At 66.8% G+C, this 12,535-nt stretch carries 14 protein-coding genes; 11 read left to right on the forward strand and 3 right to left on the reverse strand.

Annotated elements, in window-relative coordinates; genetic code table 11:
- The first annotated feature begins 38 nt into the window (after positions 1-38).
- Complete coding sequence (gene gspF, locus L0U83_RS14170; protein WP_233883525.1) at positions 39-1,256, forward strand: type II secretion system inner membrane protein GspF; 1,218 nt, start codon at positions 39-41, stop codon at positions 1,254-1,256.
- Between the two features lie 50 nt (positions 1,257-1,306).
- On the opposite strand, the gene L0U83_RS14175 is transcribed toward gspF, so the two are convergent.
- The gene (locus L0U83_RS14175) at positions 1,307-1,720 is read right to left on the reverse strand and encodes a general secretion pathway protein GspC (RefSeq protein WP_233883527.1); all 414 of its coding nucleotides are present in this window, start codon (positions 1,718-1,720) and stop codon (positions 1,307-1,309) included.
- A 211-nt stretch (positions 1,721-1,931) separates the two neighbouring features.
- On the opposite strand from L0U83_RS14175, the gene gspG reads away from it, so the two are divergent.
- Genes gspG through L0U83_RS14215 form a run of 8 tightly spaced genes read left to right on the forward strand, consistent with a single transcriptional unit; the run spans position 1,932 to position 7,951 of the window.
- Entirely contained in the window at positions 1,932-2,396 is a 465-nt protein-coding gene (gspG, locus tag L0U83_RS14180) for a type II secretion system major pseudopilin GspG (protein WP_233883529.1), read from the forward strand.
- 21 nt (positions 2,397-2,417) lie between these two features.
- On the forward strand, positions 2,418-2,951 hold the full coding sequence (locus L0U83_RS14185; protein ID WP_233883531.1) for a GspH/FimT family pseudopilin: 534 nt from the start codon (positions 2,418-2,420) through the stop codon (positions 2,949-2,951).
- A gap of 13 nt (positions 2,952-2,964) precedes the next feature.
- Positions 2,965-3,393 carry a type II secretion system minor pseudopilin GspI gene (gspI, locus tag L0U83_RS14190; protein WP_267939361.1) on the forward strand — a complete coding sequence of 143 codons (429 nt, stop codon included), beginning with the start codon at positions 2,965-2,967 and terminating at the stop codon, positions 3,391-3,393.
- Entirely contained in the window at positions 3,371-4,054 is a 684-nt protein-coding gene (locus L0U83_RS14195; protein WP_233883533.1) for a PulJ/GspJ family protein, read from the forward strand. The genes gspI and L0U83_RS14195 overlap by 23 nt, the downstream gene beginning before the upstream one ends.
- Positions 4,051-5,181, forward strand: a complete 1,131-nt coding sequence (gene gspK / locus L0U83_RS14200; protein ID WP_233883535.1) for a type II secretion system minor pseudopilin GspK — start codon at positions 4,051-4,053, stop codon at positions 5,179-5,181. The genes L0U83_RS14195 and gspK overlap by 4 nt, the downstream gene beginning before the upstream one ends.
- A 34-nt stretch (positions 5,182-5,215) precedes the next feature.
- Positions 5,216-6,601 (forward strand): type II secretion system protein GspL, encoded by a 1,386-nt coding sequence (gspL, locus tag L0U83_RS14205; RefSeq protein ID WP_233883540.1) that lies wholly within the window; start codon positions 5,216-5,218, stop codon positions 6,599-6,601.
- Positions 6,577-7,116, forward strand: coding sequence for a type II secretion system protein M (locus L0U83_RS14210; RefSeq protein ID WP_233883542.1), 540 nt, complete (start codon positions 6,577-6,579; stop codon positions 7,114-7,116). The genes gspL and L0U83_RS14210 overlap by 25 nt, the downstream gene beginning before the upstream one ends.
- A gap of 55 nt (positions 7,117-7,171) precedes the next feature.
- Positions 7,172-7,951, forward strand: coding sequence for a type II secretion system protein N (locus tag L0U83_RS14215; RefSeq protein ID WP_233883544.1), 780 nt, complete (start codon positions 7,172-7,174; stop codon positions 7,949-7,951).
- 45 nt (positions 7,952-7,996) lie between these two features.
- Here L0U83_RS14215 and L0U83_RS14220 read toward each other — a convergent pair whose 3' ends face one another.
- Both L0U83_RS14220 and L0U83_RS14225 read right to left on the reverse strand, forming a co-directional pair.
- Positions 7,997-9,574 carry an efflux transporter outer membrane subunit gene (locus L0U83_RS14220; RefSeq protein ID WP_233883546.1) on the reverse strand — a complete coding sequence of 526 codons (1,578 nt, stop codon included), beginning with the start codon at positions 9,572-9,574 and terminating at the stop codon, positions 7,997-7,999.
- Between the two features lie 161 nt (positions 9,575-9,735).
- The gene (locus L0U83_RS14225; RefSeq protein ID WP_233883548.1) at positions 9,736-10,065 is read right to left on the reverse strand and encodes a hypothetical protein; all 330 of its coding nucleotides are present in this window, start codon (positions 10,063-10,065) and stop codon (positions 9,736-9,738) included.
- A 229-nt stretch (positions 10,066-10,294) separates the two neighbouring features.
- On the opposite strand from L0U83_RS14225, the gene L0U83_RS14230 reads away from it, so the two are divergent.
- A complete protein-coding gene (locus L0U83_RS14230; RefSeq protein ID WP_233883550.1) occupies positions 10,295-10,819 on the forward strand; it encodes a MarR family winged helix-turn-helix transcriptional regulator in 525 nt (174 codons plus the stop codon).
- A gap of 149 nt (positions 10,820-10,968) precedes the next feature.
- Positions 10,969-12,525 carry a DHA2 family efflux MFS transporter permease subunit gene (locus L0U83_RS14235; RefSeq protein ID WP_233883555.1) on the forward strand — a complete coding sequence of 519 codons (1,557 nt, stop codon included), beginning with the start codon at positions 10,969-10,971 and terminating at the stop codon, positions 12,523-12,525.
- The last annotated feature ends 10 nt before the right edge of the window (positions 12,526-12,535 follow it).

Here is a 12,535-nt window from a genome sequence, read left to right on the forward strand (position 1 = left end):
AAGATGGACGCTCAATAAAAGCGAGGGCGATCAGCAACATGCCGGCATTTCGCTTCGAAGCCATCGACGCCACGGGCAAAGCGCAGAAAGGCGTGCTCGATGCGGACAGTGCGCGCGGCGCGCGAGCACTGCTGCGTGGCCAGGGCCTTACGCCGCTCGTGGTCGAACCCGCCGCGAGCCGCACGCGCGGCGCACGAGCGCAGCGGCTCGCGATCGGGCGCAAGCTCTCGCAGCGCGAGCAGGCCATCCTCACGCGTCAGCTCGCCAGTCTGCTGGTAGCGGGATTGCCGCTCGGCGAGGCGCTTGCGGTGCTCACCGAGCAGTCCGAGCGCGACTACATCAGGGAGCTGATGGCGGCAATTCGCGCCGAGGTGCTCGGCGGCCATTCGCTTGCCAGCGCGCTCGAGCAGCATCCGCGCGACTTCCCGGACATCTATCGCGCGCTCGTGGCCGCGGGCGAACACACCGGCAAGCTCGGCATCGTGCTTTCGCGTCTGGCCGACTACATCGAGCAGCGCAACGCGCTCAAGCAGAAGATCGTGCTTGCCTTCACGTACCCGACGATCGTCACGATCATCGCGTTCGGCATCGTCACGTTCCTGCTGAGCTACGTGGTGCCTCAAGTGGTGAACGTGTTTGCGAGCACCAAGCAGCAACTGCCTTTGCTCACCATCGTGATGATGGCGCTTTCGGGATTCGTGCGGCAGTGGTGGTGGGCGGTGCTGATCGCCGTGGCCGTGGTGGCGTGGATCGTGCGCGCGACCTTGCGCAGGCCCGGCCCGCGTCTCGCGTTCGACCGCTGGATGCTCACCGCGCCGCTCGCGGGCAAGCTCGTGCGCGGCTACAACACCGTGCGCTTCGCGAGCACGCTCGGCATTCTCTCCGCGGCGGGCGTGCCGATCCTGCGCGCGCTGCAGGCGGCGGGCGAAACGCTTTCGAACAAGGCGATGCGCACGAACATCGACGATGCGATCGTGCGTGTGCGCGAAGGCACGTCGCTTTCGCGCGCGCTGGGCAATACGAAGACGTTTCCGCCGGTGCTCGTGCACCTGATCCGATCCGGCGAAGCGACCGGCGACGTGACGACCATGCTCGACCGCGCAGCCGAAGGCGAAGCGCGCGAACTGGAGCGGCGCACGATGTTCCTCACGAGCCTGCTTGAACCGCTCCTGATTCTGGCGATGGGGGGCGTGGTGCTCGTGATCGTGCTCGCGGTGATGCTGCCGATCATCGAGTTGAACAACCTCGTGCAGTAAGGCGTACGAAACTGCGCGAGGCGGGCGGCAGTGAGCCGGGCGCGCGGAACTCAGCGCACGTAGATGGTGGGACCGGCTGCGTTGGGCGGCAGGAAGATTTCGGAGTGCACGCCGTGTCGGTCGATGACGATCGAGCGGGGGCGCACTTCGAAGAGTTTTGAGTTCTGGTCGATCGGGCCGCCGAGCGAAATGGCTCTCGCCGGTTCGCCGCCGACGCTCACGATAGCCGCGGCGCCTTGCGCGAGCGAGAGGATGCCGAACAGATGAATGTCCTGCACGGGGTTGCGTTCGAGCCTGCCACCGAACAGCGTGCCGGCCTGGTCGAGCGATACAGGCGGCTGGGCGGCGGCAGCCTGCACCGGCGCCGCGCGGTTCGTAGCGAGGGTGATCGTCCACCACGTGGCCGTGGCGCAGAACACCGCAAACGCGGCGAGGGAAAGAAGGCGGATTTGCAGTGGGTTCATGCGCTCATTGTACGAAGGTTTATGAAATTTTTGATGTACGGGTTCGCCATGCCTGCAAGGCGTCGGAAAGGCGTCATCGTGTGACATTACAATGACCCGTCATGCGTGCGAGGACCTGGCCGATTCAAGCGGCGGGTTCGATAGCAAGCGGGACGAAGCGCGGCGCACAAACGTGCACCGCAACCATATCTAGCGAGAGAGGAAAGAACTCATGTCCATATGGGCCAAACGCCGTGCCGAAATTGAAGTCACGCGCGCGCGCCGCCAACGCGGCTTCACGCTCATCGAAATCATGGTCGTGATCGCGATTCTTGGCATTCTGGCCGCGTTGATCGTGCCGAAGATCATGAGCCGTCCCGATGAAGCACGCCGCGTCGCCGCGCACCAGGACATCGGCACGATCATGCAGGCGATGAAGCTCTATCGCCTCGACAACGGCCGCTATCCGGCCCAGGACCAGGGGCTGCAGGCGCTCGTGCAAAAGCCGACCACCGACCCCGTGCCGAACAACTGGAAGGACGGCGGCTATCTGGAGCGCTTGCCCAATGACCCGTGGGGCAATCCGTACCAGTACCTGAACCCGGGCGTGCACGGCGAGATCGACGTTTTCAGCTATGGCGCCGACGGCAAACCCGGCGGCGAAGGTAACGACGCCGATATCGGATCCTGGCAGTAAGTCACCCGCCACGCCGCATCCATGCAATCGAGCCGCCTTCCCCTTTGCCGGGACCGCCGTTTTTCGCGGACCTCGCGCGCCTCACGCGCGGGCGTGCGCTCGCGCGCGGCGGGCTTCACGCTGCTCGAAATGCTCGTAGTGCTGCTGATCGCGGGGATTCTCATCTCGCTCGCTTCGCTCACGCTCACGCGCAACCCGCGCACCGACCTGAACGAAGAAGCGCAGCGGCTCGCGCTCCTGTTCGAATCAGCGGGCGACGAGGCACAGGTGCGGGCGCGGCCCATTGCATGGCAGCCGCTCGCGGGCGGGTTCCGCTTCGATGTCCATACGGAAGACGGCTGGCGTCCGCTGCGCGACGATCTGCTCGGACCGCGCCAATGGGAAGGCGGCGTGACAGGCGTGGCGATCACCTACCCCGGCGGCGACGACACGCAGGCGAACCGGCTCATCTTCGGCACGGAAGCCGTGGACGTGCCGGTGGAGGTCACACTCTTTTCGGCAGCCGGCCGCGCGACGATCGTCGGCACCGGCACTGGCCGCTTCGAGGTGCGCTGAGATGCGGCTCTCGATGCGCGGGGAAAAGCGCGGCCACTGCGCACGCGTGGATCGCCCGGGCCGCCCGGTGCGTGAGCGCGGCTTCACGATGATCGAGGTATTGGTTGCGCTCGCAATCATCGCGATTGCACTGGCCGCTTCGCTGCGCGCCGTGGGCAGCCTTGCCGCGAGCGAAGCCGACCTGCACGACCGCCTGCTTGCAGGCTGGAGTGCGGACAACACGCTTGCACAACTGCGTCTCGTGCACGCGTGGCCGGACCTCGGCGAGAGCAGCTTCGACTGCTCGCAGGGGAATCTGCGGCTGACCTGCATGCAGCATGTCGCGGCTACGCCTAACCCCGTCTTTCGGCGCGTGGAGGTGTCGGTGACGACACCCGGCCGCTCCGGCAATCTCGCGCAACTCGTCACGGTGCTCGCCAATGAGACGAACCGCTCGTTGTGACCGCGTGCGCGTCGCCTCGTCAGCGCGCGGCTTCACGCTGATCGAGCTGCTCGTGGCGATCGCCATCATGGCCGTGGTGGCGATCCTCTCGTGGCGCGGCCTCGACGAGATCGTTCGCGGGCGCGAAACCATTACGCGCTCGATGGCGGAAGAACGCGTGTTCGCGCAGATGTTCGACCAGATGCGCATCGACTTGCGCGAAGCCGCCTCCGATGACGAAGCGGGCGGCGTTGCCATCTCGCTCGACGGCGGCGCACTGCAGATCGTGCGCGCGTTCGCGGTGCCGCCCGGTGCGGCACCGCGCTTGCAAGTGGTGCGTTACCGCGTGTCGGGCGGCCAGGTGGTGCGCTATGCGTCGCCGCCGCTCGCGAATCTCGGGGCGCTGCGGCGCGCGCTGCGCGGCGGCGAAGGCGACAACTGGGGCGCGTTGCCGATGATGAGCGGCGTGGACGTCATCAACGCGCGCCTGTACGTACCGAAGACGGGCTGGACGGCGAACATGCAGGACGTTCGCTCGCAGGTGACGGGCAACAACAACGATCTCAAGGTGCCGCAGCTCGGCAACGCGCCGCTGCCGCGCGCGGTGACGGGGGTACAGGTGAGCGTGGGTTCGCATTCGCTCGAGCAGCCGGTGACCCGCGTGTTTCTGGTGGGGGAATGACGTTGCGCACACAACGAACATTCGCCCGGCAAGCCACACGAAGCAGCCGTTCCACGCGCACACGGCGCGGGGCGGCCATCATCAGCGCGCTGCTTGTCGTCGCGCTTTCGGCGATCATCGTCTCGGGCATGTTGTGGCGCCAGCAGGTGCAGTTGCGGCGCATCGAGAATCAGCGGTTGCTCGCGCAGGCGCAATGGATCGCGCGCGCCTCGCTCGACTGGACGCGCCTCGTGCTGCGCTCTGAAGCGGATACGTCGGCGGGCATCACGTATCTTGGCGGCGCGTGGGGCGTGCCGCTCGCGAGAACGCGCCTGTCCGACTTTCTCGGCCAGATCGGCGAAGCGCGCTCGCAACAGGGCGCGGACACCTGGCTCTCCGGTTCGATAGAAGACGCTCAGGCGCGCTTCAATCTGCGCGATCTCGTGGCAACCAGCGCGCCGGGCTCGCTGCAGTTGAACGTCACGGAGATCGAGGCGTTTGCGCGCCTGTTGCAGATTCTCGGCATCGACCAGTCGCTCGCGAAGAACACTGCTGTGTACCTCCGCTCAGGGCTTGCCTACTCGGCCACGCGCTTCCAGACGCAAACCGCCACGACGAACACCGGTTCGCAAACCGAGGTGCTCGTAGGCGGCGGTTCGACTGGCGGCGGCAACTACACCGACAACCCCGGCCTTTCGGACTCCGACAACGACAGTGGCGTCGCCCCGCTCCTGATGACGAGCGTCGATTCGCTCCTCGATGTGCCCGGCTTCACGCCCGACGCCGTCGCGCGGCTGCGCCCGTTCGTGACGGTCCTGCCCACCGTGACGCCCGTGAACATGAACACGGCGAGCGCCGAGGTGATTGCGTCCGTCGTGACGGGCATGAGCCTGTCGAACGCACAGGCTCTCGTCGCGCATCGCCAGAGCGTGTTTTTCCGCAACGTGGGCGACGTGCAACTCGCGCTCGAAGGCGTGGGCGTGAAGCAGGTTTCGATCGACACCACGCAGATCGACGTCAACACGAGTTATTTTCTGGTACATGGGCGCGTGCAGCACGAGCGCGCCGAGGTGGACCGCACGACGCTTGTCTGGCGCGATCCGCTCACTCATACGACGCGCATCGTGCGCGTTAGCGACGAACCATGAATCCGTCCCCGACCAACATCGAAAAGAGGTGCGTTTGAGCACGCTGATCGTTCTCATGCCGCCCCGCGACCCGGCGGTCCACTCGCAGGAATGGCAACTGCCGGAACTGCCGTTCGTGCTGCTCGACAAGACGGGCAACACGCAGCGCGCGGGCCGTTCGGCGCTGGGGCTGCTGCCGAAGGCGTCGACCACCATCCTGCTGATCGCCGCGCGCGACCTGCTCATGCTCGCCGCCACCGTGCCGCCGCTCAGGGGGCCGCGGCTGCGTCAGGCGCTGCCGAACGTGGTCGAGGATCATCTGATCCAGGATGCGCAGACCTGCCATCTCGCGCTCGACCCCAAGCGCCTGGCCGATGGCCGCCAGGTCGTGGCGGCCATCGATCGAGGCTGGTTCCGCTTTCTCCTGGAAGGCTTCACTGCCGCGGGGCACCGCAATCTGCGCGCCGTGCCGGTGGCGCGCTGCCTGCCGGCCGCGCAGGCGGTGGAGGCGGCTCACGAGGCTCAGGTGACTGAGCCTGCCGTGCCCGCGGAGCCGGGCGCAACGTCCAGCGCCGCGACTCCCGCCACGCCCGCGTTCGAACCCGTGAGCGCATGCGTGCTGGGCCATGTCGTCGCCACTGCTCCCGCGCTACTGCCCGGCGTCGCGCTGGAGCCCGCGGCCGCCACGGCGGAAGCTGCGCTCGAACTCGCGATCGTGCGCGGCGCGCTCGCCGACGGCTTCGCCGTGCCCGCCGCGAGCGTGGCCGCCACCGTCACGGCGCTCGCCGGCGGCGCGCCGGTTTCGGGCTACGTCCTCACCCAACTGCCGGGCGAGCCAGCGAGCGCGGCCGCACGCGCGTCGCTGACCGCCGCGTTGCCGGGTGCGCAGACGCTCACGTTCGAGGCACTCGCGCGGCGCGCGCTCGCCTGCCGCTTCGACCTCTGCCAGTTCGAGTTCGCCTCGCAGCCGTGGCAGCTCGATCGCGCGACGCTGCGGCGTCTGCGCGTGCCGATCGTGCTCGTGGCCGCGTCGCTCGTCGTCGCGGTCGTCGGCGCGAATATCCAGTGGCTCATGATGGCGCATCAGCGCGACGCCATCAGCGCGCAGATGACCGAGCTGCTCCTCAACGCGTTCCCGAAGACGACCGTCGTGCTCGACCCCGCCGGGCAAATGGCGCGCCAGTTGCAGCAGTTGCGCCTGGCCGCGGGCGAGCCCTCGCCCGACGACTTCCTCGCGCTCTCCGACGGCCTTGCTCGCTCGCTCGGCCCGGTGCCCGCGAACGGCATCGCGGCACTCGACTATCACGACCGGCGTCTGGACGTGACCTTCAAGCCAGGCGTCAACGTCGACGCCGATCTCGCGAAACGCCTCGCGGGCAACGGCCTTGCGGGCACGGTGGATGCCAGCACGGGCAAATGGACCATCAGGAGCGCATCGTGAAGACAACGGCTATGAGCGGCGCATGGGCCGAGGCTTGGGCGACCTTCTGGGAAGCGCGCACGACGCGCGAAAAGGCGATCCTCACGTGGGGGGGCGCGGTGCTTGTGTTGGCGATCGGCTGGTCGGTGCTGTGGCAGCCCGCCGCCGACGGCCGCGCGCGCCTGCGTGAGAGCCTGCCCGGCTTGCAGCGCGAACTCGCGCAAATGACGGCCGAGGCCGACGAGGCGCGCTCGCTTGCGGGCGCCGCGGCGAGCGTGGCGCCGGGCGGCCAGGCGCTCAAGGACGCAGTCACCGCCTCGCTGGCCGATCACGCGCTCCCGGGCGCGCAGATTCAGCTGATCGGCACGACAGTGCAGGTGCAGATGAAGAATGCGTCGTTTCCGGCGTGGGCCGCGTGGCTCGACGACATGCGCAAGCAGTTCAAGGTGCAGGTGGTCGAGGCGCACATCACCGCGCTGAAGGCCGATGGCCAGGTCGACTTGACAGCGTCGCTGCAACCGGCGAATACGCATTAAAAAGAAAAAGCGCGCATTGAGAAGCGCGCACTGAGAATCGCCGGAGAACTAAGCAATGAATTACTGGATGCGGCGCTTGCGCGCCGCGTTGCCCTGGCTGATCGTGGGCCTGCTGTCGAGCGCTGTCGTGCTGCTCGCCCGCCTGCCCGCGGCTTGGATCGCGCCGCAGTTCGGGCGCGCGACCCAGGGGCACGTGAATCTGATCGATGCGGAAGGCTCGCTCTGGCACGGCTCCGCCACGCTGATGCTCGCCGCCGGTCAGGACGCGCGCGGCGCGACGCTGCTGCCGGGGCGCATTGTCTGGCGCACGGCGTTCTGGCCGCTGTTCGTCGCGCGCGTGCGGATGGAAATGCTGCAGACCGAAGCGATGCCCGACGCCGTCACGGTGGATGCGACGTTGCGCGGCGCGAACGTGAGCGCGGGCACGATTGCCGTGCCGGCCTCGCTGCTCGCGGGTCTCGGCGCGCCATTCAACACGCTCGATCTGGACGGCAAGGTGCGGCTTGCGTGGAGCCCGTGGCGCATGTTCGGCACGGATGCGTTCGGACGACTGACCGTGTCGCTCGCCGACATGAGTTCGCGCGTTTCGCTTGTGAAGCCGCTTGGCACGTATCAGGTGGTGTTGCAGGCACAAGGAGCGACGTCGACGCTCGATCTCTCGACGCAAAAAGGCCCGCTGATGCTCGAGGGGCGCGGCTCGTTCTCGCGCGCGTCCGCGTCGTTCCAGGGCACTGCGAGCGCGACGCCGGATCAGCGCGACAATCTGGCGGGCCTCTTGAATCTGCTGGGCCGGCCGATTGGGCCGGGCACCGTCGCGCTGACGTTCATGCGCTGACGTTCATGGTTTGGGCGTGCGCCCGCCTGCGCGGGCGCGTATGCACTACTGCGGCTGGATGGCCGTAGCCGCAACCGCCGGCGCGGAAGCCGCGTCCGGTGCGGCCACGCTGCCCGTCTCGCGATCCATCTGCGAGGCATCCCAGCCGCCGCCCAGCGCCTTCACGAGCCCCACCGACGACACCATGCGCTGCCCGCCGATGCTCACGAGCTTCTGCTGCGCGGTGAAGGCCGTGGCCTGCGCGGACAGCACGTTCTGGAAATCGGTCGTGCCTGCTTTGTACTCGTTCGTCACGATCGCGAGCGCATGCTGCGCCGACTCCACCGCCTGCTGCTGCACGACGACCTCTTGCCCCAGGATGCGCTGCGAAGCGAGGTTGTCCTCCACGTCCTGGAACGCGGCCAGCACCGTTTGCCGGTAGGCGGCTACCTGCTGGTCGTAGGCGGCGCGCGCGGCCTCCGTCTGCGCTTTGCGCAGTCCGGCGTCGAAGATCGTGCCGGCAAGCGACGGCCCGAGTGTCCAGAAGCGCGACGGCATCTGCAACAGCTGCGACAGCACCGAGCTTTCGAAACCGCCGCTCGCGGAAAGCGTGAGCGTCGGGAAGTACGCCGCGATGGCGACGCCGATCTGCTCATTGGCTGACGCCGCCTTGCGCTCTGCCGAGGCGATGTCGGGCCGGCGCTCGAGCAACGCGGACGGCATGGCGAGCGGCACGGTGGGCGGAGTGGCGGCGAGCGGCAACGGCGGGATCGAGAACGTGGAGGCGGGCTGGCCGACCAGCACGGCGATCGCATGCTCGTCCTGGGCGCGCGCCACTCCGTTGTCGATCGCCGAAGCCTGGGCAGACTGCAGTTGGGTCTGCGCCTGGATCACGTCGGCGCGGCCCGCCACGCCCTGGGCGTACTGGTTTTGCGTGAGCTGCAGCGACTTCTGGTAAGCCACGACCGTGTCGTCGAGCAGCTTCTGTTGCGCGTCGAGCGAGCGCAACGTGAAGTAAGTCTGCGCAAGCGTGGCCTGCGCAGACAGACGCGCGTTCGCGAGATCGGCGGCGGCGCCCTGCTGACTCGCCTCCTGCGAGCTGACGGTGCGGCTGACCTTGCCCCAGAGGTCGGGTTCCCAGGTGGCGTCGAGCCCCAGGTTGACGTTGTTGTTGATGCTGCCGCTCGACAACCCGCCACTCGAGTTGGCCACGCGCGTGGGCGTGTACGAGCGCGTGCCCGAGAACGAGCCGCTGATCACCGGAAAGTACGCCGCGCGGGCCTCGCCCACGAGCGCACGCGCCTGGCGATAAGCGGCAGCGAATTGCGCGACTGTCTGGTTGCTGGTGTTGAGCTGATCCATCAGCGCATTGAGCTGCGCATCGTCGTAGATCAGCCACCAGGCGCCGCGGTCGGCAGTATCGGCGGGTTGCGCGACCTTCCAGCCTTCGGGCGCTTCCTTGAACGAAGCGGGCACGGCGGCGGCGGGCCGGTGATAGTCGGGGCCGACGGCGCAGCCAGTCAACTGGAAGGTGAGCGCGGCGGCTGCGCACAGCGCCAACGTGGAAAGCGGCGTGAGGGCGCTGCGCGCCACGGACCCGGCGGATCCAACGGAGGCGCCGGGACGGACGAAACGGCAAGGCATGCAAGGATTCCTGTCGATGCAACCGGCGCGCAGTCAGGTGGCCGGGCGCGCACGGGGTTGTCGCGTTGCGGCAATGGTAGCGCACGCGCTAGTCATTACACGGAATCCGAAAGCTTACGCGTTGGAAGGGTTGGCGGGTGTTACGGCGTGAGGCGCGCAGGTTACGCGTCGTTACGGCGGCGCTTCGGTGCGCGGCAGGCGAGCTGGCCGCCTTGGCACGCGGGTGCAGCCGTTCCCGCTGCTGCGTTGGCGGGCGTGGCCGGCGCGACAGCCCCGGCCCCTGCGGGTTCGGGCCGCGCGCGCCGACGCTGCGCCCATACCACGGCCACTACCGCGATCGAGCCGCCCGGCAATGCAAACATGGCCGCATACAACGCGAGCTTGCGCCCGCGCCCCCACCACGGACCCGCGCCAGCCTTCGCGAAAGCAAGGCGGGCGGTGTCGGTGACGGAGCGGCCAAGGCCGCCAAGCACGTTGATCAGGTAAAGCATGGTGCCCAAACGGGTGAACGTAGAAGAATGAAACTGGTTGCCTGTCATAATATTGACTATGCAATCAAATCACAACATACTTTGCAGCGCATCAATGCGACTGTTGTTTTTACGCGCCGATCACTGCAGCAGAGACGGTTGCGATCTGCTGACAGATTTATCTGCCTGAGCAGCGAAGTAACCCGTTATAATCCGCTCGTCTTTTTGAGATGCTGCAAAGCGAACTGCCATGAGCGACGATCCTTTCGTCCCGGCGAGGCTCGGCGTCGAGCCAAGTCTCGGCTATTACCTCTCGACAGCGCGCAATGTGCTGGCCGGGCGTATCGACCGTGCGGTTGCGCCGCTGGGACTGACATCGTCGCAAATCGGTGTGATCCTTTTATTGTGGTTCGAGCGCGCCAGCACGCCGAACGAGATGTCGCGCGCGCTCTCGTACGACACCGGCTCCATGACGCGCATGCTCGACCGGCTGGAGAAAAAGGGCTTTCTCGAGCGGCAGCGCAGCCAGGCGGACCGCCGTGTCGTGGAACTCGCGCTGACGGATCAGGGACGCGCGGCGGCGCAGCAATTGCCCGAACTGATCGCCGCGGAGATGTCCGAGCAGTTGCGCGGCTTCGCTCCCGAAGAAGTCGCGACGCTCGTTCATTTGCTGCAGCGCTTCATCGCCAATGACGGCTCGACCACGCCGCTATGCGGATCGATGGACGGCACCGGCAACGACGCAGAAGCGCCGGCGCAGGAAGACGGCGACTAAAACCGATGCACGATGCGCTGCGGCGCAGCATTGGCGTAGTTTGATCAAATCACTGTCTGGGCAGAAAGTGCACGGACACGAAATAGCAAGCTGGCATGCGCTGCGCCCGGAGTGCAGCAGCAACGCCCGACCCAACAAGGACACGGAACATGGCAGCTTCTCCCGCGGTGCCCGCGCAGGCCGAACCCGCACCGTTTTCCGGCGGTACGCTCGCGCTCCTCACTGTCGGGCTCGCGCTCGGGACCTTCATGGAGGTGCTGGACACCTCGATCGCCAACGTGGCGGTGCCGACCATCTCGGGCAACCTGGGTGTCGCCAACAGCGAAGGCACGTGGGTCATTTCGTCGTATTCGGTTGCCTCCGCGATTGCCGTGCCGCTCACCGGATGGCTCGCGCGCCGCGTGGGCGAAGTACGCCTCTTCACGCTCTCCGTCCTGCTGTTCACGGTGGCCTCGGCCGCGTGCGGCTTCGCGACGAACTTCGAGACGCTCATTGCATTCCGGCTCGTGCAAGGGCTCGTTTCCGGGCCGATGGTCCCGCTGTCGCAGACCATCCTCATGCGCTCCTACCCGCCTGCCAAACGCGGGCTCGCGCTCGGGCTCTGGGCGATGACCGTGATCGTTGCGCCCATCTTCGGACCGGTGATGGGCGGCTGGATCACCGATAACTACACGTGGCCGTGGATCTTCTATATCAACGTGCCGATTGGCCTTTTCTCTGGCATCTGCGCGTACCTGCTGCTGCGCGGACGCGAAACGAAAACGACGAAGCAGCGCATCGACGCCGTCGGGCTCGCGCTCCTCGTGATCGGCGTGTCGTGCCTGCAGATGATGCTCGACCTGGGCAAGGACCGCGACTGGTTCAACTCGACGTTCATCGTCACGCTCGCGATCATCGCGGTGGTTGCGCTCGCGTTCATGCTTGCGTGGGAGGCGACGGAAAAGGACCCCGTGGTCGATCTATCGCTTTTTCGCGACCGCAACTTCGCGCTCGGGGCGTTGATCATCTCGTTCGGCTTCATGGCTTTCTTCGGCTCGGTGGTGATCTTCCCGCTCTGGCTGCAGACGGTCATGGGCTATACCGCGGGCCTCGCGGGTCTGGCCACCGCGCCAGTGGGCCTGCTCGCGCTCGTGCTTTCACCGCTCATCGGGCGCAACATGCACCGGCTCGATCTGCGCATGGTCGCGAGCTTCGCGTTCGTCGTGTTCGCGCTCGTCTCGCTCTGGAACTCGACGTTCACACTCGATGTGCCGTTCAACCATGTGATCCTGCCGCGTCTCGTGCAGGGTATCGGCGTGGCCTGCTTCTTCGTGCCGATGACGACCATCACGCTCTCGAGCGTTCCCGACGAGCGGCTCGCGAGCGCCTCAGGCCTCTCGAACTTTCTGCGCACGCTTTCGGGCGCAATCGGCACGGCGGTGAGCACGACGTTCTGGGAAGACGCTGCGATTTATCACCATGCCGTGCTGTCCGAATCGGTGAGCCAGTATTCGCCGAACACCATCGCTTACAAGGACGCGCTCGCCAATCTCGGTTTCGCAGGTCAAAGCCTGACCGCCAAGCTCAACGATGTTGTGACAACTCAGGGCTACATGATGGCCACCAACGACTTCTTCCGCATTTCCTGCGTGATGTTTGTCGCGCTGGCCCTGCTTGTGTGGGTGACGAAGCCGAAAAAAGGCGCGGGACCGGCAATGGGTCATTGACGGTCCCGCG

This window comes from Paraburkholderia flagellata (assembly GCF_021390645.1).
Classification (GTDB): Bacteria; Pseudomonadota; Gammaproteobacteria; order Burkholderiales; family Burkholderiaceae; genus Paraburkholderia; species Paraburkholderia flagellata.

Bases quoted from the DNA above. Each gene is read 5' to 3' on its own strand.
- L0U83_RS14210 (WP_233883542.1), top strand. From the start codon at position 6,577: ATGGACCATCAGGAGCGCATCGTGAAGACAACGGCTATGAGCGGCGCA.
- gspK (WP_233883535.1), top strand. From the start codon at position 4,051: ATGACGTTGCGCACACAACGAACATTCGCCCGGCAAGCCACACGAAGC.
- L0U83_RS14175 (WP_233883527.1), bottom strand. From the start codon at position 1,720: ATGAACCCACTGCAAATCCGCCTTCTTTCCCTCGCCGCGTTTGCGGTG.
- L0U83_RS14225 (WP_233883548.1), bottom strand. From the start codon at position 10,065: ATGCTTTACCTGATCAACGTGCTTGGCGGCCTTGGCCGCTCCGTCACC.
- gspG (WP_233883529.1), top strand. From the start codon at position 1,932: ATGTCCATATGGGCCAAACGCCGTGCCGAAATTGAAGTCACGCGCGCG.
- gspI (WP_267939361.1), top strand. From the start codon at position 2,965: ATGCGCGGGGAAAAGCGCGGCCACTGCGCACGCGTGGATCGCCCGGGC.
- L0U83_RS14195 (WP_233883533.1), top strand. From the start codon at position 3,371: ATGAGACGAACCGCTCGTTGTGACCGCGTGCGCGTCGCCTCGTCAGCG.
- gspF (WP_233883525.1), top strand. From the start codon at position 39: ATGCCGGCATTTCGCTTCGAAGCCATCGACGCCACGGGCAAAGCGCAG.
- L0U83_RS14220 (WP_233883546.1), bottom strand. From the start codon at position 9,574: ATGCCTTGCCGTTTCGTCCGTCCCGGCGCCTCCGTTGGATCCGCCGGG.
- L0U83_RS14185 (WP_233883531.1), top strand. From the start codon at position 2,418: ATGCAATCGAGCCGCCTTCCCCTTTGCCGGGACCGCCGTTTTTCGCGG.
- L0U83_RS14235 (WP_233883555.1), top strand. From the start codon at position 10,969: ATGGCAGCTTCTCCCGCGGTGCCCGCGCAGGCCGAACCCGCACCGTTT.
- L0U83_RS14215 (WP_233883544.1), top strand. From the start codon at position 7,172: ATGAATTACTGGATGCGGCGCTTGCGCGCCGCGTTGCCCTGGCTGATC.
- L0U83_RS14230 (WP_233883550.1), top strand. From the start codon at position 10,295: ATGAGCGACGATCCTTTCGTCCCGGCGAGGCTCGGCGTCGAGCCAAGT.